At 59.7% G+C, this 18,965-nt stretch carries 11 protein-coding genes; 5 read left to right on the top strand and 6 right to left on the bottom strand.

The window, feature by feature from the left end:
- Window positions 1–44 precede the first annotated feature (44 nt).
- Window positions 45–3,998: a trifunctional transcriptional regulator/proline dehydrogenase/L-glutamate gamma-semialdehyde dehydrogenase gene (putA, locus tag ACM6IN_RS21705; RefSeq protein WP_414916682.1), complete on the bottom strand. Its 3,954-nt coding sequence runs from the start codon at window positions 3,996–3,998 to the stop codon at window positions 45–47.
- 458 nt (window positions 3,999–4,456) lie between these two features.
- Between putA and putP the strand changes: the two genes are divergently transcribed.
- The 4 genes from putP to ACM6IN_RS21685 all read left to right on the top strand — a co-directional run bounded on the left by putP (window position 4,457) and on the right by ACM6IN_RS21685 (window position 9,666).
- Window positions 4,457–5,941: a sodium/proline symporter PutP gene (gene putP / locus ACM6IN_RS21700; RefSeq protein WP_414916681.1), complete on the top strand. Its 1,485-nt coding sequence runs from the start codon at window positions 4,457–4,459 to the stop codon at window positions 5,939–5,941.
- Between the two features lie 351 nt (window positions 5,942–6,292).
- Window positions 6,293–8,308 (top strand): type VI secretion system tip protein VgrG, encoded by a 2,016-nt coding sequence (locus ACM6IN_RS21695; RefSeq protein ID WP_414916680.1) that lies wholly within the window; start codon window positions 6,293–6,295, stop codon window positions 8,306–8,308.
- On the top strand, window positions 8,298–9,011 hold the full coding sequence (locus tag ACM6IN_RS21690) for a DUF4123 domain-containing protein (protein WP_414916679.1): 714 nt from the start codon (window positions 8,298–8,300) through the stop codon (window positions 9,009–9,011). Before ACM6IN_RS21695 ends, ACM6IN_RS21690 begins: the two co-directional genes overlap by 11 nt.
- Before the next feature lie 334 nt (window positions 9,012–9,345).
- A complete protein-coding gene (locus tag ACM6IN_RS21685; protein ID WP_123376875.1) occupies window positions 9,346–9,666 on the top strand; it encodes a hypothetical protein in 321 nt (106 codons plus the stop codon).
- A gap of 108 nt (window positions 9,667–9,774) precedes the next feature.
- On the opposite strand, the gene ACM6IN_RS21680 is transcribed toward ACM6IN_RS21685, so the two are convergent.
- Entirely contained in the window at window positions 9,775–10,188 is a 414-nt protein-coding gene (locus ACM6IN_RS21680) for a hypothetical protein (RefSeq protein WP_414916678.1), read from the bottom strand.
- A 423-nt stretch (window positions 10,189–10,611) separates the two neighbouring features.
- Here ACM6IN_RS21680 and ACM6IN_RS21675 point away from each other — a divergent pair, with 423 nt between their 5' ends.
- The gene (locus ACM6IN_RS21675; RefSeq protein ID WP_007915674.1) at window positions 10,612–11,451 is read left to right on the top strand and encodes a 23S rRNA (adenine(2030)-N(6))-methyltransferase RlmJ; all 840 of its coding nucleotides are present in this window, start codon (window positions 10,612–10,614) and stop codon (window positions 11,449–11,451) included.
- Window positions 11,452–11,614: 163 nt separating this feature from the next.
- Here the strand turns inward: ACM6IN_RS21675 and msrA are convergent, their stop codons facing one another.
- The 4 genes from msrA to aceF all read right to left on the bottom strand — a co-directional run bounded on the left by msrA (window position 11,615) and on the right by aceF (window position 18,956).
- A complete protein-coding gene (gene msrA, locus ACM6IN_RS21670; protein WP_007915676.1) occupies window positions 11,615–12,280 on the bottom strand; it encodes a peptide-methionine (S)-S-oxide reductase MsrA in 666 nt (221 codons plus the stop codon).
- A gap of 96 nt (window positions 12,281–12,376) precedes the next feature.
- Window positions 12,377–15,073: a putative bifunctional diguanylate cyclase/phosphodiesterase gene (locus tag ACM6IN_RS21665; protein WP_007915678.1), complete on the bottom strand. Its 2,697-nt coding sequence runs from the start codon at window positions 15,071–15,073 to the stop codon at window positions 12,377–12,379.
- A gap of 243 nt (window positions 15,074–15,316) precedes the next feature.
- Window positions 15,317–16,714: an alkaline phosphatase D family protein gene (locus ACM6IN_RS21660; RefSeq protein ID WP_414916677.1), complete on the bottom strand. Its 1,398-nt coding sequence runs from the start codon at window positions 16,712–16,714 to the stop codon at window positions 15,317–15,319.
- 277 nt (window positions 16,715–16,991) lie between these two features.
- The gene (aceF, locus tag ACM6IN_RS21655; RefSeq protein WP_007915681.1) at window positions 16,992–18,956 is read right to left on the bottom strand and encodes a dihydrolipoyllysine-residue acetyltransferase; all 1,965 of its coding nucleotides are present in this window, start codon (window positions 18,954–18,956) and stop codon (window positions 16,992–16,994) included.
- Between the last annotated feature and the right edge of the window lie 9 nt (window positions 18,957–18,965).

Raw genomic sequence — 18,965 nt, 5'->3', positions numbered from 1 at the left:
TTTCATTCCAGGCGACCGTTGCGGTCGCCTGGAGTTACAGCGGTTTAGCCGATCGTCATCAGGCTGGCATTACCACCCGCCGCCGCAGTGTTAACACTCAACGCCCGCTCAATCACCAGGCGCTCCAGGGCAATGTTGGTCTCGCCCTGGGACAAGCCCTGAACCCCAACAATCGCGCCGGCACGCTTGGCGATCTGCTGGCAAACGCCGCGCAACTGGTCGGAATGGCCGTGATGCAGAACCGCATCGAACACCACCTCGTCTTTGTTCCAGTCGGCAACCAGCTTGATCCGCGCCTGAATCTCCTTCGGCAGGCGTGCGAACAAGGCCTTGCTGATGTCGGACTCCGGCCATACCGCCGAACCGCCTACCGCCAGCACCGCCGCCAGTTGCGTCAGCAGATCACCTTCAACCTCCGCCAGGCACAACACGTGCTCACGCGGCAGGATCGCGTAGCTGTTTTTCTCACCGGTCGGGCCGGCCAGTACGCGGGTGATGCCGCTCTGCGATTGCGCAGCGTACTGCACGCACAGGGTGCTCAGGTCGGCGTATTTGTTGCTTTCAGCCCACGCTTTCAGAGCGTTCAGCGGTTTGCTCATGGTATCGCGCAAACGAACGTCCGGGGCGATAACGGCATCACCGCGAGCGAAGGATTGTTCGATGGCATCCGTAGGACGCGTCGCCAGCAAACGGTACAGGTACAGCGGGCCACCGGCTTTCGGGCCAGTACCCGACAGGCCTTCGCCGCCGAATGGCTGCACGCCAACCACGGCACCGACGATGTTACGGTTAACGTAGACGTTACCGGCGTTGACGTTGTCGATCACCTTGGCGATGGTCTCGTCGATGCGCGTGTGCACGCCCAGCGTCAGACCATAACCGGAAGCGTTGATCTGGCCGATCAGTTGATCGATCTCTTTGCGCTTGTAGCGCACCACGTGCAGCACCGGGCCGAAGATCTCGCGTTGCAGCTCGTCGAAGCTTTCCAGCTCGATCAGGGTCGGCATGACGAAGGTGCCGCGTTTGACTTCTTCGGTATCGGCGATCGCCACCTGGTACACATTGCGACCTTTGTCGCGCATGCCCTGGATGTGCTTGTCGATGCCAGCCTTGGCTTCGGCGTCGATCACCGGGCCGATGTCCACGGACAGGCGCTCCGGGTTGCCGAGACGGCTTTCCGCCATGGCACCTTTGAGCATTTCGATGACGCGATCGGCGGAATCTTCCTGCAGGCACAGGACCCGCAGTGCCGAGCAACGCTGACCGGCGCTGTCGAACGCCGACGACACCACGTCGATCACGACTTGTTCGGTCAGCGCCGAAGAGTCGACGATCATTGCGTTCTGGCCGCCGGTTTCGGCGATCAGCGGAATCGGACGGCCCTGGCTGTCGAGACGGCCAGCAATGTTGCGTTGCAGCAGGCGCGCGACTTCGGTGGAACCGGTGAACATCACGCCTTTGACGCGTTCATCGCCAACCAGACCGGCGCCGACGGTTTCACCGCGACCCGGCAGCAGTTGCAGCACGCCTTCCGGGATCCCGGCTTCGAGCAGCAAGCGTACGGCTTGAGCCGCGACCAGCGGAGTTTGTTCGGCAGGCTTGGCCAGTACCGGGTTACCGGCAGCCAGTGCCGCAGCAACCTGACCGCTGAAAATCGCCAGCGGGAAGTTCCACGGGCTGATGCACACCACCGGACCCAGTGGGCGATGGGCGTCATTGCTGAAATCGTTGCGCGCCTGCACTGCGTAATAACGCAGGAAGTCGACGGCTTCGCGGACTTCGGCGATGGCGTTGGCGAAGGTCTTGCCGGCTTCGCGAGCCAGCAGGCCCATCAGCGGCTGAATCTCGCCTTCCATCAAGTCAGCGGCACGTTCCAGAATCGCCGCGCGTTCGGCCGGCGGGGTGGCCTGCCAGATCGGTGCGGCGTTCAGTGCGCATTGAATGGCGTTGTCGACGTCTTCGACGGTGGCTTCTTGAACATGACCGACCACATCACGGTGATCGGCCGGGTTCAGAACGGCTGCCGGCGTTTCGTTGCTGGAGGCGCAACCGAGCATCGGCGCGGCTTTCCAGTCGTTGTGTGCGGTGGCGAGCAAGGCGCAGGACAGCGAAGCCAGACGATGTTCGTTGGCCATGTCGATGCCGCTGGAGTTGGCGCGTTCGGAACCATACAGATCACGCGGCAGCGGAATGCGCGGGTGCGGCAGGCCGAAACCACCTTCCACGGTTGCCATCTGCTCGATCTGCGCCACCGGATCGGCCACCAATTCCTGAATCGAAATCGACTGGTCGGCGATGCGGTTGACGAACGAAGTGTTGGCGCCGTTTTCCAGCAGGCGACGAACCAGATACGCCAGCAGGGTTTCGTGGGTGCCGACCGGTGCGTACACGCGGCACGGACGGTTCAGTTTGCCTTCGGAAACTTTGCCTACAACCTGCTCGTAGAGCGGTTCGCCCATGCCGTGCAGGCACTGGAATTCGTACTGGCCCGGGTAATAGTTCTGACCGGCAATGTGGTAAATGGCCGACAGGGTGTGGGCGTTGTGCGTGGCGAACTGCGGGTAGATGACTTCCGGCACCGACAGCAGTTTGCGTGCGCAAGCGATGTAGGAAACGTCGGTGTACACCTTGCGGGTATAGACCGGATAGCCTTCCAGGCCTTCGACCTGGGCGCGCTTGATTTCGCTGTCCCAGTACGCGCCTTTCACCAGACGGATCATCAGGCGATGACGGCTGCGACGGGCCAGATCGATCACGTAGTCGATCACGTACGGGCAACGCTTCTGATAAGCCTGGATGACGAAACCAATGCCGTTCCAGCCAGTCAGTTGCGGCTCGAAGCACAGGCGCTCTAGCAGATCCAGCGACAGTTCGAGACGGTCGGCTTCTTCGGCGTCGATGTTCAGGCCGATGTCGTATTGCTTGGCCAGCAGGGTCAGCGACAGCAGGCGCGGGTACAGCTCGTCCATCACACGCTCGTACTGCGCGCGGCTGTAACGCGGGTGCAGTGCCGACAGCTTGATGGAAATGCCCGGGCCTTCATAAATCCCACGGCCGTGGGAGGCTTTGCCGATCGAGTGAATGGCTTGTTCGTACGACGCCAGGTACTTCTGCGCGTCGTGCTCGGTCAGTGCCGCTTCACCGAGCATGTCGTAGGAGTAGCGGAAGCCCTTGGCTTCGAACTTGCTCGCGTTGGCCAGCGCTTCGGCGATGGTTTCGCCGGTGACGAACTGCTCGCCCATCAGGCGCATGGCCATGTCGACGCCCTTGCGGATCATCGGCTCGCCGCTCTTGCCGATGATGCGGCTCAGCGAAGAGGTCAGGCCGGCTTCGTTGTGCGTCGAGACCAGTTTGCCGGTCAGCAGCAGGCCCCAAGTGGCCGCGTTGACGAACAGCGAAGGGCTGTTGCCCAAGTGCGGATGCCAGTTGCCGGTGCTGATCTTGTCGCGGATCAGTGCATCGCGCGTGCCTTTGTCCGGGATACGCAGCAGCGCTTCGGCCAGGCACATCAGTGCTACGCCTTCCTGGGACGACAGGGAAAATTCCTGCAGCAGACCCTGAACAATGCCTGCACGACCGCCGGCACTTTTCTGGTTACGCAGTTTTTCCGCGATAGAAGCGGCGAGCTTGTTGGTGGCTTCAGCCATGGCGACCGGCAGGCGGGCCTGTTCGATCAGCATCGGCACCACTTCCGGCTCAGGGCGACGGTAAGCGGCGGTGATCGACGCGCGCAGTACCGACTGCGGCAGGATGCTCTCGGCAAATTCGAGGAAGCATTGGTGGGCGTGATCGGTGTGCACTTCGCCTGCCTCATCGGCGTCCTTGGCGGTCAAACCGTTCAGCTCGGTCAGGGTTGCACCACCCTCGAGTTTTTCCAGGTAATTGAAAATTGCCTGCTTGATCAGCCAGTGCGGTGTGCGATCAATCGAGGTCGCGGCCGCCTTCAGGCGCTCGCGGGTCGGGTCATCAAGTTTGACCCCAAGGGTGGTGGTAGCCATATTTTTATCCTCATGGTTGCCACAGTTGCGTGGCATCAGCTGGCCGCAAGATTAGCCGTGCGCTGAAAGAGGTGCAACCGGGTGCAACCCTTTTTTTGTCGGAATAATAGGCAGCTCGTCAGGAATTATTTTCTGGTACGAAAGTGCTGCTCCTGCTTGGTGCTTTTGCTTCTAGCAAAGGGCCATGACTGCCACAAAAGGGAGCAAAAACGGGGTGATCGTCGATAAATCCGACTAGGTGCAACTAATTCTCACGAAACTGGTTGCACCTTATTTGATTTGTTGCATAGCATTCGCGCCCAAGGTGCAACCGGGATTAACCCGGTGTACCGGCTGATGGCTTTCCTGGGGAAACATCAGTCCTAAATGCGCGGGATCCCGGATCGTCTGCCAAACGTCGTCGTTTGCGTGCGGTTCACCACCGCCGCTACATAAAAACAAAGCCAGGGCGTAACTCAATGAGCGTAAGCAATCCAACCCTGATCACGTTCGTGATCTACATCGCAGCAATGGTGCTGATCGGCTTGATGGCCTATCGCTCCACCAACAACCTTTCTGACTATATTCTCGGCGGTCGCAGCCTCGGCAGCGTCGTCACCGCGCTGTCCGCCGGTGCGTCCGACATGAGTGGCTGGTTGTTGATGGGCCTGCCGGGCGCCATCTATATGTCCGGTCTGTCCGAAAGCTGGATCGCCATCGGTCTGGTCATCGGTGCCTACCTGAACTGGCTGTTCGTTGCCGGCCGTCTGCGCGTGCAGACCGAGCACAACGGCGACGCCCTGACCCTGCCGGATTACTTCGCTAGCCGTTTTGAAGATAAAAGCGGTCTGCTGCGGATCATTTCGGCGATCGTGATTCTGGTGTTCTTCACCATCTACTGCGCTTCCGGCATCGTGGCCGGTGCCCGTCTGTTCGAAAGCACCTTCGGCATGTCCTACGAGACGGCGCTGTGGGCCGGTGCTGCGGCGACGATTGCTTACACCTTTATTGGTGGTTTCCTCGCGGTGAGCTGGACCGACACCGTACAAGCCACGCTGATGATTTTCGCGCTGATCCTCACGCCGATCATCGTCCTGCTGGCTACTGGTGGCGTCGATACCACGTTCCTGGCGATCGAGGCGCAAGATCCGAGCAACTTCGACATGCTCAAAGGCACCACCTTCATCGGCATTATCTCGCTGATGGGCTGGGGTCTGGGCTACTTCGGTCAGCCGCACATCCTCGCGCGTTTCATGGCGGCGGATTCGGTTAAGTCGATCGCCAAGGCGCGTCGCATTTCCATGACCTGGATGATCCTGTGCCTGGGCGGCACTGTGGCGGTGGGCTTCTTCGGTATCGCGTACTTCTCGGCGCACCCGGAAGTTGCCGGTCCCGTGACCGAGAACCACGAACGCGTGTTCATCGAACTGGCCAAACTGCTGTTCAACCCATGGATCGCCGGTGTGCTGTTGTCGGCCATTCTGGCTGCTGTGATGAGCACCCTGAGCTGCCAGTTGCTGGTGTGCTCGAGCGCCCTGACCGAAGACTTCTACAAAACCTTCCTGCGTAAATCCGCTTCTCAGGTTGAGCTGGTCTGGGTCGGCCGCGCCATGGTGCTGCTGGTTGCACTGATCGCGATCGCCTTGGCGGCCAACCCGGAAAACCGCGTACTGGGCCTGGTGTCCTACGCCTGGGCCGGTTTCGGTGCGGCGTTCGGTCCGGTTGTACTGATCTCGGTTATCTGGAAAGGCATGACTCGCGACGGCGCACTGGCCGGTATTCTGGTCGGCGCGATCACCGTGGTGGTCTGGAAGCATTTCGAACTGCTGGGTCTGTACGAAATCATCCCGGGCTTCATCTTCGCCAGCCTGGCCATCTACATCGTCAGCAAGATGGGCGAGCCGACCAGAGGCATGGTGCAGCGCTTCGAAGCGGCGGAAAAAGACTTCCACCTGAACAAGTAATTGTTCTGAGCTGAGGCTCATCCAGAAACGGCCCGTTTCCACAGGAGACGGGCCGTTTTTTTGTGCCTGTGATTTCTTGCCGACGCTGAAGAACCCTGTGGGAGCTGGCTTGCCAGCGATGAGGGCGGCACATTCAGAACATTCAGTAACTGACGCATCGCTATCGCTGGCAAGCCAGCTCCCACAGGGTTCTATGGATGACTTGAGGGATTTGTCTGTAGTTGAAAGCGCCGTTTTTTGCAGGTTTTTTCGGCAAAAAAAGTAGGGAAAATCTGATTTTCCCGTCACCCATTCATCACCCCTTGCCCCTCATGCAGAATCGCCCGCCCTCACATTGCAGAGAGACATCGGATGTTCGCGCCTGCCAATCAACCGCGTTTCACGGTGACCCTCGAAGGCGCCCAACATGACCTCAAGGTCCTTGAGTTCACGGGCAAGGAAGCCATCAGCCAACCCTTTCGTTTCGAGCTGGAACTGGTCAGTGAGCGACCGGATCTGGACCTCGAGAGCCTGCTGCACTGTCAGGCGTTTCTGAGCTTTGATGCTCAAGGTTCCGGTATTCACGGTCAGATTTATCAGGTTGGGCAGGGCGACTCCGGGAAACGTCTGACGCGTTATCACTTAAGCCTTGTCCCACGTTTGACGTATCTGGAACACCGCATCAATCAGCGGATTTTCCAGCATCAGAGCGTGCCGCAAATTGTTGCGCAGGTGCTTAAGGATCACGCGATCCTTCGTGATGCTTTCGAGTTTCGGTTGGGCAGCGAATACCCGGTTCGCGAGTATTGCGTGCAGTACGCTGAAAGCGACTTGGCGTTCATTCAACGCCTGTGTGCCGAAGTGGGTATTCATTACCACTTTCAACACAGCCCCGACGCGCACGTACTGGTGTTCGGTGATGACCAGACGGTGTTTCCAAAACTGGCCACGCCGACCCTTTATCTGCCGGGCAGTGGCATGTCTGCCGGAGCCCCGGCGGTCAAGCGTTTCAACGTTCGCGTGGAAACCCGCACCAGCGTGGTCACCCGGCGCGACTACAACTTCGAAAAACCGCGGCTGCAATTGCAAAGCCGAGTCGACGGCGAGCAGCGCCCGGTGCTCGAGGACTATCACTTCCCCGGCCAATTCAACGATCGGGAAACCGGCAAGCATCTCGCCCAGCGGGCACTTGAGCGACATGTCGCCGATTACCGTCAGGCCGAAGGCATCAGCGACGAATCTGCACTGGTTTGCGGACATTTCCTGCAACTGACTGAGCATCCGCGCCACGACTGGAATGACCTGTGGCTGCTGACCGCCATCGAGCATCATGGCCGCCAGCCGCAGGTGCTGGAGGAATCGGTGACCAGCGATGGCGAGGGATTTCAGGGTTACCGTAATAGCTTTCTCGCCACGCCGTGGGACGTGTTTTTCCGCCCGGCGCAGGGGCCTGAAAAACCGCGCATGCTCGGCTATCAACCGGCGGTTGTGACCGGGCCGAAAGATACGGAAATCCACTGCGACGAGTATGGCCGGGTCAAGGTGCAACTGGCTTGGGACCGCGACGGTGAATTGAACGAGCATTCCAGTTGTTGGTTGCGCGTTGCCAGCGGTTGGGCCCATGACCGTTACGGCAGCGTGCTGATTCCGCGAGTCGGCATGGAAGTACTGGTCGGCTTCATCGATGCCGACGCCGACAAACCATTGGTTGTGGGCTGCCTGCCCAACGCCGCGACGCCGATCCCGCTGGATCTGCCGGCGGACAAGACCCGCAGCATTTTCCGTAGCCAGAGCAGCCCCGGCGGTGGCGGCTACAACGAACTGCGCATCGAGGATCGCAAAGGTGCCGAGGAAATCTACCTGCGCGCCCAGCGTAACTGGACGCAGCATGTGTTGAATGATCAACAGGTGCAGGTTGATAACCAGCGCAGCATTGTTGTCACCGGGACCGCTCGGCACGAGTTGAAGGCTGATGAGCAGCGCATTACTCACGGTCAGCGGCAGACCGAAGTGAAGCAGGACGACCATCTGAGCGTGATCGGCGACCGGCATATTCGCGTGAGCAATCAGGCGATCAGCGCCAGTGGGCAATTCCACGTCAGCGCCGGTCAGCAAGTGGTCATCGACGGTGGCGCGAGTGCGACGATTCAGGCCGGTGGGCAGTGGATCAACATCGGTCCCGGCGGCATTTTCAGCAGCGTGCCGATTGTCGTGGGCGGCGCACCGATGGCGGCGATGAGTGCCACCCCGGTTGTACCGGGATTGCCGGAGAAACTCGCCGCCGCGCCGGCTGCCATGCTGACGGCTGCACAAATCATGAGCTTCAAGGGTGACGCGCCATTCTGCGAAGAGTGTGAACGTTGCAAGGATGGTCTCTGTGCCGCCTGATTTTCTATTGCCTGCCGAATGGTTGGCGCGTGAACCGTTGAAAACTTCCGAGCAGTTGTTTGCGGTTTTCAGTAATGCCAATGAGGCAAAACCGCCTGCCGCTTGGCGAGAAACGGCGAGCCCGATCTGGGCAGAGACGATTTATGCCGAGTGGGATGCGGTGATGCCTTGCGTGGGAATTATCGCCGCCGACAGTGAGTTTCTGCATTGGGTCACCACCACCGAGTCGCGGGATTGGGGTTGGCTGGCGGTGTCTTCGGCGAGCCTTGAAGAGGTGGTGGCGCAATTTCGCAGCCTGACCCAAGTGCTGATGCCTGGCGGGAAAACGGTGTTTTTTCGTTTTTGGGACGGGCGGTTTCTGTTGCCGATTCTTCAGGCCGATGAGGTGGATGCGGCACAACTGTTTCCGCTGATCGGGCGTTGTCTGATCAATGGGCAGGTGCTGGATATCGGTGGCAGGGCGCTGGTATCGGGGCGGGTATTCCCGTGGTGGCAGGTGCCGGATTCGGTGCTGGCGCAGCAGGGCAATGACGTTCGAACGGCCAATGCGTTGCAGTGGTTGAGCGAGGAATATCCGGCAGTCTTCGAGGCCTTTCCCGAGGCGGTTTTGCGTTGCAAGGTCAGGCGGTTTTTGCAGGTTTCACTGTCGGAAGATTCGTCGCAATCGGCGTTGCTGGCGTTTTTGCTGGCAGAGTCGGAGTGAGTTTTCGGGGCGAAGGTCTCGGACGATTCCTTCGAGTTGCGGCGGTTTTCATGAACTGGTGGGCGGTGGGTTGCAGGGATAGTCTTTTCGTTGTCACTGCGAGAGCGGTGACAGGGTGTAGGAACCCTTGGAATTTACCGTGCACCAGCCCTGTTGTCTGATTGCGGCACCAAACCTGTGTCCGTAACATCTTTCGCGGCGGCTGTGCGCGGGAACGCTTCGGCGTAGCTGAGTTTTTGGCTGGTTCCTCAGTTTCCTACTCTCGCGTACGGCTGCCACCCAAACCTGTAGGAAGGTCATTGGTAGCCTCATTTAATCAGTTGAGGTACAAAATATGACAACGCTTAAACCGGCTCCACCCTACGAAAAAATCGTCCCCCATCCCGACAACCGCTTCATGGCACTTACCGGCAATTGCAGCGACATGCCGACCCTGTTCATCGACACCCACGTGCCCCTCGACATCCTTATGGACGCGGCCAATCACCGCCTGCGCGCCGTGATCCAGGTGCTGGAAAACATGTGCATGCGCGGCTCGGTCGAATGCGACTCCGTCATCCTCAGCGACTTCGCCCAGCTCTGCGTGATCCCCTTGCGCGACGGCTGTGATGTGCTTGATGTCATCGGCAGGCGCCTGCGCAGCATGCCCGCCTGAAAAAGATCAAAAGATCGCAGCCTGCGGCAGCTCCTACACGGGACTGGCGTTCGCCCAGTAGGAGCTGCCGAAGGCTGCGATCTTTTGACGTTGAAGGAAATCAGTTAGTCAGTCGGGGATGTACGCATCCTGAGAGTTGATAAAGCTGTTGAACGCATCGGAGTTGTAGACCTTCAGGCACGCAAGGAACACTACTTTTTCATTCGAGTATTTGCTGTTTGAAGGTGTCTGCTCGTAAGCCGCCAACACGTAGTTTCGGGTTTCTTTGTAGGGATCGTGCAGCACTTGCAGCGTGTCTTCATTTTGCAGGATGGAATGCATGCCTTTGCCCATGACGGAATAGGCATTGGCGGACAGGGCAATGTCTTTTTCCAGCGCGGAGCGCTCGTTGAATGGCTTCAGAATGCAGTGGCTCAGGCCGTAGTTCTTTAGTGTCTGGCGTGCCTGTTCAATGTGGGGTTCGTCGGCAAGGGCGAGGTATGGGCTAAGCAGGCTGAATAAGCAGATGATCAGATATCGCATGAGTTTTTGACGTCCTGTCGTTCATGGTTAGCCAGTTTAACGCCATAAAAGCAAAGCCCCTCACCCTAGCCCTCTCCCAGAGGGAGAGGGGACTGACCGAGTTGTCTGGGCGGTGTACGCCGACTTGCGACTTCAGTGGTGAACTTGGCTTGGCCAAGCCTGGATGGTGGTGTTGTTTCGGGGACTGACCGAGTTGTCTGGGCGGTGTACGCCGACTTGCGACTTCCGCGCTGATCTTCGCTTGGCCAAGCCTGAGATCACGCAGATCTATCAGGTCGATGTAACTCGCAAGATCACCACCGTCAGTCCCCTCTCCCTCCGGGAGAGGGCTAGGGTGAGGGAAAGGCTTTTGTCCGCTCAGCCGCCAACCCCTGACTTGCCGCCCGGTAAAAGGTAAACTTTGCGCCCTTCGCAGGAGCAGCCATGAATTATCGTCACGCCTTCCATGCCGGCAATCACGCCGATGTGTTCAAACACCTGACCTTGACCCGCCTCATCGCCCTGATGTCGCGCAAGGAGCAGCCGTTTGCCTATCTCGACACGCACGCCGGCATCGGTCTGTATGACTTGCAGGGTGATCAGGCCAACCGTACCGGTGAGTACCTGGAAGGCATCGCGCGCTTGTGGGATCAGCCGGATTTACCAGCGCTGACCGCCGACTACATGAAGGTGTTGCACGAGATGAACCCGGATGGCCAGTTGCGCTACTACCCGGGTTCGCCGGAGCTGGCGCGGCGCCTGACCCGCCCGCAGGATCGGGTGATGCTCAACGAGAAGCACCCGGAGGACGGCGTACTGCTCAAGGACAACATGGCCGGTGATCGTCGGGTCAAGGTTCATCTGGGTGAGGGTTGGCACGTGGCGCGGGCGATGTTGCCGGTGCAGGAGAAGCGTGCGGTGATGCTGATTGATCCGCCGTTCGAGCAGCTCGACGAGATGCAGCGTTGCGCGGCGTCGTTGAAAGAAGCGATTGGCCGCATGCGTCAAACCGTGGCGGCGATCTGGTATCCGGTGAAGGATCAGCGTGCGTTGCGCAGGTTCTATCAGGATCTGGCTGGCACCGGTGCGCCGAAGTTGCTGCGCGTGGAGCTGCTGGTGCATCCGCTGGATACGCCGAACAGCCTCAACGGTTCGGGCATGGCAATTGCCAATCCGCCGTGGGGGCTGGAGGAAGAATTGCGTGAGCTGCTGCCGTGGTTGTCGAAGAAGCTGGGGCAGACCCAAGGCGGGTGGCAGATGGACTGGTTGATTGCCGAGAGTTGATCAACGGCAAGATCAAAAGATCGCAGCCTGCGGCAGCTCCTACAGCGATCGTTCCCACGCTCTGCGTGGGAATGCCTCAATGGACGCTCTGCGTCCGCTGTTGGGATGCGGAGCGTCCCGGGCTGCATTCCCACGCAGAGCGTGGGAACGATCAGTCGGCGGGTTAATTGCCTGCCAGGCTCGCTGGCATGCACACGCCAGTGCCGCCAATACCGCAATAACCCTCAGGATTCTTCGCCAGATACTGCTGGTGATACGCCTCGGCGAAGTACACGGTCGGCGCCTGTTCGATCTCGGTGCTGATCTCGCCCAGACCCGCCTTCGACAGTTCAGCCTGATAGGTCGCCTTGCTCTTCAGCGCCGCATCCAGATGCTCAGGCGAAGTTGCATAGATCACCGAGCGGTACTGCGTGCCGATGTCGTTACCTTGGCGCATGCCCTGCGTCGGGTTGTGCAGTTCCCAGAACATCGCCAGCAGCTCTTCATAGCTGACTTTGGCCTTGTCATACACCACCAGTACCACTTCCGCGTGGCCGGTCAGGCCCGAGCAGACTTCTTCGTAGGTCGGGTTCGGCGTGAAACCACCGGCATAACCGACGACCGTGCTGACCACGCCTTCACGCTGCCAGAAGCGGCGCTCGGCACCCCAGAAGCAGCCCAGACCGAAGATCGCAAAGTCGACGTCCTGGAAAAACGGGCCAAGCAGTGGGGTTTGTTCGAAGACGAAGTGCTTTTCAGGCAGGGTCATCGCGGTTTCGCGGCCGGGCAGAGCTTGTTCTTTAGTCGGGAGCACGTTTTTGTTCACCAGAATTTCCGAGCGCAGAACCATGATCGTTCCTCTCAGTCAGGTTGGATGTAAAAAGTCAGACCGCCAGTGTGCCGAATGATGCCCGACTTCGCACTATCCAATGTAGGAGCGGCGAGATCAGAGGCAGAGCGGGCCGCGCGGGTAGCGTTTCAGCGCCTGGATCAGTTCGCCGCCCGGAATCGGCCGGTCGAACAGGTAACCCTGGCCGACGTCGCAACGATGACGACGGAGGAACGCCAGTTGCTCGGCGGTCTCAATACCTTCGGCCACGACCTTGAGTTTCAGGTTGTGCGCCATGGCGATCACCGCCGAGGTGATTTCCATGTCGTCCTGATTGTCGGGGATTTCATGGATGAAGCTGCGATCGATCTTGATGATGTCGATCGGGAATTTCTTCAGATAGCTCAGCGACGAGTAACCGGTGCCGAAGTCGTCCATGGCCAGCGTCAGCCCCAGGCGCTTGAGCTGGTCGAGCTGCAAGTGCGTGTCTTCGGTGGCTTCCAGCAGCAGGCCTTCGGTCAGTTCCAGTTCAAGCAGATAGGCCGGCAGCGCTTCTTCCTTGAGGATGTTGGCGATCGAGGCGACCAGATCCGGATCGGAGAACTGCTTGGGCGACAGGTTGATCGCCACTTGCAGATTGCCCATGCCGGCGGCGGTCAGTGCCTTGCTCATGCGGCAGGCCTGGCGCGCGATCCACTTGCCGATCGGAATGATCAGGCCGGTCTCTTCGGCGACGCTGATGAACTGGTCCGGGCGAATCATGCCGCGTTCCGGGTGGTTCCAGCGCAGCAGCGCTTCCATGCCCAGCAGGCGCCCGCTGCGCAGGCACAGCTTGGGCTGGTAGAACACGTCCAGCTCATTCTGGGTCAGGGCGCGGCGCAGGTTGTTCTCGACGAACAGTTTGTAACTGGCCTCGGCATTCAGCGCTTCGGTAAAGACTTGCACCTGATGTTTGCCGTTGGCCTTGGCCTTGTGCAGCGCCAGGCCAGCGTTACGCATCAGCGTTTGCGGATCACGACCGTGCAGCGGCGCGCACGCCAGGCCGACCGATCCGGTAACGCTGATCAACTGGTTGTCGACGAACATCGGTTTATCCAGCGTCGCCAACAATTGGTTGGCGATCTGCTGGCCGGTGGCAAGATCGGTGTCGTCGAGCAACACGGCAAATTCGTTACTGGCGAACCGCGCGAGGCTGCCGCTTGGGCTCAGGCTGTTGCGCAGGCGTCGGGCCAGGCTGATCAGCAGTTTGTCGCCGGTCTGGTGACCGAGGCTGTCGTTGATCCGTTTGAAGTTGTCGATGTCCACCAGCAACAGGCTGATCGGCGTATCGCTATCGCGGGCGAAGCGTTCGTCCAGATTACGGATAAATGCCGGGCGATTGCCGAGGTTGGTCAGGTTGTCGGTGTAGGCCAGACGCTCGATGCGCTGCTGCGCCAGTTTGGTCTGGGTGATGTCTTCGTAGATGCCGATGTAGTGCGTCAGCTCGCGGTTGTCGCCATAGACCTTGGAGATCGACAGCTGGCCCCAGTACGGTTCGAGGTTTTTCCGGCGGCTCTTGAATTCGCCCTGCCAACTGTTGCTCTTGGCCAGCGCCGAGGGCGCGTCGAACAGCAGTTCGCTGAGGTTCTCCAGTGCCGGCAGCTCGGACAGGCGCTGGCCGTGGACTTCCTCGGTGGTGTACTGGGTGATCGCGGTGAAACTCGGGTTGACGTACTCGACCACGCCGTCGCAATTGACCAGCAAAAAGGCGTTGGCGCTTTGCTCGACCGCACGCTGGAACAGGTGCAGGGCGCTGGTGGCGGTGCGGCGGTTGTGGTTGTTGATGACTTGCGCGAACTGGTCGGCCAGCTCGCCGGCAAAGGCGATTTCGTCGGACTGCCAGGCGCGGGTGACGCCGGTCTGCTCCAGGCACAGCACGCCGACTACTTGGCCATCGACGCGAATGCTCGCATCAAGCATGGCGTTGACGTCGCGCGGGCGCAGCGCTTCGGCCATCTCTCGGGTGCGCGGGTCGCGCATCGCGTTGTGTGCGTCGATGGCGCGACTGCTGTGCAGAGCTTCCATGTAGTCGGGGAAACTGCTGATGTCGATCACGTCCGGGAGGATGTATTCCTGGGTCGCGCGGTGGTACGCGGAGATCGGCACCAACTGCTGGCCTTCGAGGTTCCACAGGCTGGCGCAGTCGATTTCATAGATATCGCAGGCGCAGCGGGTGATCAGCTCGGCGGCTTCCTGCAGCGAGTTATGCGTGCTGTAGCGCTGACGGGCGAGCAGCAGAATCAGGTCCTGTTGGGCGCGTACGCGTTCCAGGTGCTGCAGTTGTTCCTGCTGCGCCCGTTGGTTGAGTTCGAGGGCGATTTGCAGGCGCGAATTCTGTGTTTCGAGATCGACGGAGGGTAGCAGCGACACTTCGTCGAAGACGTGATCGACCGCCAGCAGATAGCCGCGCAGCAGGTGACGATTGTGCTGTTTGTAGGCTTCGCCCAACTCAAGGATGTTCAGCGCACCGGCAGCCGTGTGCAGGGTATAGCGCACCAGATAATGCGGGCTGGCGGTCAGCTGTTGCTGAATCGCATCGTGCAGTTGATAGCGCGCTTCGGGTTCCATCAGGCTGGCGTAGGGTGAGCCGACCAGCGCGCAAAGCTCAACGGCCGGCTGGCCGAACTGGCGTTCGCAGTTGGGATCGAGAAACAGCATGGCCCAACTGGCTTCATTCAAGCGCTCGAAACGCAGCATGCCGAGCCGCGAGGGCACAGGCAACTGCGTCACTACCTCGGCCGCCATACGGCTGGCGGCATCGGGTTGGCTCTTCATGAAGGGAACTCGCTTGGAAATATGCTGAACGCGCCGGGCTCTCGCCCTCTTTACTGTTGCCTGCGGCAAGGTTGCATCATTGCGGCACCGACTGACAAGAGACATGAAGGCCAAGTGCTATAAGAATATGTCGGCTGCGCTGAAGATTTCTCCAGCGTGCGGTAAAAAGTAATCCTGTTGCATTGAAAGACTGCCGTTGCAGAGCGGTTTGTGCCCCGCAACGGCGTCTTTTTGGCCGGCAATTCAACGCAGTGGGAGGGTGATCGATTGCAGGCGTTTGCCATCGCGGTCGTGGTAATTGACCTGAATCTGGCCCGCCTCGACCACCAGATGAGCGAAATTGTCTTCACTCACCACGCTGCTCGTCAGTTCATGCCGATAATCGCCCGCCGCCGTGCGCACCAGCGGTTGATCCAGAATGAACGTGGACGCTTTGGCGTACGGCAGCAGTTTGCTGTTGCACAGCGGCGAGGACACCACGGTGTGGACTTCGAAGTCCGGGTCTTCGCTGTGGCTCAGGCGAGCGGTCAGCGAGCCATGTACGTCACCCGAAATGAACACGACATTCTTGATACGCTGGGTGCGGATGGTTTCCAGCAGGCGCAGGCGCTGTTCGGGGAAGGCTTTCCAGGCGTCATCGCCATGAAGTTTGCGATCCGGATAGAACATCACGCTGGTGACCACGAACTTGACCCGCGCCTCGCTGTTGCTCAGCCATTTCAACAAGGCCTGTTCCTGTGCCTCGTCGAGGATGCGTCGGTCATCGGCTGACAAGTTGCGGCGGGTGCGACTGTCAGTCACAAACCATTCAATATCGCCATCGCTGAATTGATACCAGTAATGCTCGAGTGTTGCGTGATCTATATCTCCGTTAGTTGTCAGCGGATGTGCCGGGCTGTGACTGGCCTGATACAACTCATAGGCGGCCATGGCATTACGGTATAAGTCGCCGTCGGACTTGCTGGCATTGGCGGGCCAGTTATCTTCGATTTCGTGATCATCGAGAATCATGTAAGTCGAAGTGCCGGCCATCAGTCGTTTTATATTCGGTTGAGAAAAAGCCGCGCGGTACTTGCTCAGGATGTCTTTATATTCGCGATCCGGTGCAAGCAGATTCAAATCGTCGACGTAGATTTGATCGCCGGTCATCAATACCGCGCTGATCGGTGGTTGTATGCCCTCGATCAATTGGTTGATGGACGCGAAGATCCGATCGCCCAATTGCGGCAGGGAGGCGATGCCGGCGGTCATGCGCAGGTAGCGGCAGGAGCCGACGATATAGGCTTTGGGTTGCAGGGCTTTGCTGGAGCGGGTGCGCAGACGATAGATTTCTCGTGGCCATTGCAGCGGCAGTTCGGCGACGCTGTCCGGGGTGTGCACCGGACTCATCGGGCTGAACCAGCCGACCTGATATTCATATTCGGTGTCGCTACTCAAATTGTTGAGGGCGAATACTTCAGACATGTCGCGTAATTCGCTCAGGCGGGCGAAGTTACCTTTCGACCATTGTTGTGTATCGGAACTGCGAAAACGCACTGCGGCAAATACCGGCGATTTATTCTGCTGATCGCCCCGCATGAAGATGCGCGCGTGATCAGTTGTGACGTGGCCGACGATCGGGCCGATAGTTGGTTTTAACATGTCGAATCCATTCGAGTTAACTTTGATTAACAGGGTTCTACTAATTTTTCTTAGTTGAATTGGCTGGGGCTAGGTTAGTTGCGTATCGAATAAAAAAGATCGGGGCCAAGTCGACCGAGGTTGTGGCCGATGTCAGCGCGATGTGTGGGAAAAAGACGAGAGGGTATGTTTCTTCAGGCAAAAAAAAGCCCCGCCAAACTGACGGGGTTGAGGTACGAGCGTGTGGCGCTCGAAAGGGTGCAGCAATCGGCCCTCCGTTGCTGGAGGACCGATCGAGTTACAGCAGGATCGTGCGGATGTCGGCCAGCAGGCTGCCCAGACGCTGGGTGAAGCGTGCGGCAGCGGCGCCGTTGATCACACGGTGATCGTAGGACAGCGACAGTGGCAGCATCAGTTTCGGCTGGAAGGCTTTGCCGTCCCAGACTGGCTGGATGGTTGCCTTGGAAACACCGAGGATCGCCACTTCCGGCGCGTTGACGATCGGCGTGAAGCCGGTGCCGCCAATGTGGCCGAGGCTGGAAATGGTGAAGCAAGCGCCCTGCATGTCGTCAGCGGTGAGCTTCTTGTCGCGGGCTTTGGCGGCCAGCGCAGCGGCTTCGGCTGCCAGTTGCAACAGGCTCTTCTGGTCGACGTTCTTGATGACCGGTACCAGCAGGCCATCCGGGGTGTCGACGGCGAAGCCGATGTTCACGTATTTCTTGCGGATGATCGCCTTGCCGCTTGGCGCCAGCGAACTGTTGAAGTCCGGCAGCTCCTTGAGCATGTGCGCGCACGACTTGAGCAGCAGCGGCAGGATGGTCAGCTTGACGCCGGCCTTCTCTGCAACGGCTTTCTGCGCGACGCGGAACGCTTCCAGCTCGGTGATATCAGCCGAATCGAACTGAGTCACGTGCGGGATGTTCAACCAGCTGCGGTGCAGGCTCGACGCGCCGATCTGCATCAGGCGAGTCATCGGCACTTCTTCGATTTCGCCGAAACGGCTGAAATCAACGACCGGAATCGGCGGGATGCCCGCGCCACCGGTTGCGCCCGCTGCAGCGGCCGGTGCTTCCTTGGCCTTCTGCATCATCGCTTTGACGTAAACCTGCACGTCTTCTTTCAAGATACGACCGTGCGGGCCGCTAGCGCCGACAGCGTTCAGCTCGACGCCGAACTCGCGAGCCAGTTGACGCACGGCGGGACCGGCGTGAACTTTCGCGCCCGGCTTGGCCGGTGCGGCGGCTGGAGCGGCAGCAGCAGGTGCAGCGGCAGCCGGAGCAGCCGCGGCAGGTGCCGGAGCGCTCGGAGCAGCAGCGGCAGCTGGAGCCGGGGCAGCAGCAGGGGCCGCGCCTTTGACTTTCAGCTTGAGGATCAGGTCGCCGGTACCGACTTCGTCATCCAGCTTGATGGAAACGCTTTCCACCACACCAGCGGCAGGCGATGGAATTTCCATGCTCGCCTTGTCGGATTCCAGAGTGATCAGCGACTGGTCGGCTTCAACGCTGTCGCCAGCCTTGACCAACACTTCGATGATCTTGGCTTTGCCAGCCGAACCGATGTCCGGAACGTGGATGTCCTGAACACTGTCGGCAACCGGTGCTGCTGGCGCGGCTGCCGGAGCAGGCGCAGCGGCAGCGGCCGGTGCAGCAGCCTGAGCCGGAGCGGCAGCAGCAGGGGCCGCAGCACCCGCCACTTCCAGATCCAGAATCAGGTCGCCAGTGCCGACTTCGTCGTTGAGCTTGACGCTGATGGCCTTGACCACGCCAGCGGCAGGCGACGGGATTTCCATGCTCGCCTTGTCGGATTCCAGAGTGATCAAAGATTGATCAGCTTCGACGGTGTCGCCGACCTTGACCTGGATCTCGATGATCTGGGCTTTGCCCGACGAGCCGATGTCCGGCACGTGCACTTGCTGAACCGAAGCGGCAGCAGGAGCAGCGGCAGGCGCAGCCGCGGCAGGAGCGGCGGCCGGTTTTTCTTCGGCCTTTTTAGCCGGAGCAGCAGCCGGAGCAGGGGCCGCTTCAGCGGCGCCCTCGACTTCCAGTTCAAGCAGTTCGTCGCCTTCTTTCAGACGGTCGCCCAGCTTCACTTTCAGGCTCTTGATGACGCCGGCTTTCGGGGCCGGCACTTCCATGCTGGCCTTGTCCGATTCCAGGGTCAGGATGCTCTGGTCGGCTTCGATACGGTCGCCGACCTTCACAAACAGTTCAATTACTTCACCTTCACCGCTGCCGATGTCAGGTACGCGAATGAGTTCGCTCACAAAATGTCT

The organism is Pseudomonas sp. IT-P395 (genome assembly GCF_949767675.1).
Classification (GTDB): domain Bacteria; phylum Pseudomonadota; class Gammaproteobacteria; order Pseudomonadales; family Pseudomonadaceae; genus Aquipseudomonas.
The sequence above is the reverse complement of the archived record's forward strand: the minus strand, read 5'-3'. Positions and strand labels throughout refer to the sequence as shown.

What these genes read in the sequence shown, in the direction of transcription:
- putA (WP_414916682.1), bottom strand. Translation starts at nt 3,998, where the DNA reads ATGGCTACCACCACCCTTGGGGTCAAACTTGATGACCCGACCCGCGAG.
- putP (WP_414916681.1), top strand. Translation starts at nt 4,457, where the DNA reads ATGAGCGTAAGCAATCCAACCCTGATCACGTTCGTGATCTACATCGCA.
- ACM6IN_RS21695 (WP_414916680.1), top strand. Translation starts at nt 6,293, where the DNA reads ATGTTCGCGCCTGCCAATCAACCGCGTTTCACGGTGACCCTCGAAGGC.
- ACM6IN_RS21685 (WP_123376875.1), top strand. Translation starts at nt 9,346, where the DNA reads ATGACAACGCTTAAACCGGCTCCACCCTACGAAAAAATCGTCCCCCAT.
- ACM6IN_RS21680 (WP_414916678.1), bottom strand. Translation starts at nt 10,188, where the DNA reads ATGCGATATCTGATCATCTGCTTATTCAGCCTGCTTAGCCCATACCTC.
- ACM6IN_RS21675 (WP_007915674.1), top strand. Translation starts at nt 10,612, where the DNA reads ATGAATTATCGTCACGCCTTCCATGCCGGCAATCACGCCGATGTGTTC.
- msrA (WP_007915676.1), bottom strand. Translation starts at nt 12,280, where the DNA reads ATGGTTCTGCGCTCGGAAATTCTGGTGAACAAAAACGTGCTCCCGACT.
- ACM6IN_RS21665 (WP_007915678.1), bottom strand. Translation starts at nt 15,073, where the DNA reads ATGAAGAGCCAACCCGATGCCGCCAGCCGTATGGCGGCCGAGGTAGTG.
- ACM6IN_RS21660 (WP_414916677.1), bottom strand. Translation starts at nt 16,714, where the DNA reads ATGTTAAAACCAACTATCGGCCCGATCGTCGGCCACGTCACAACTGAT.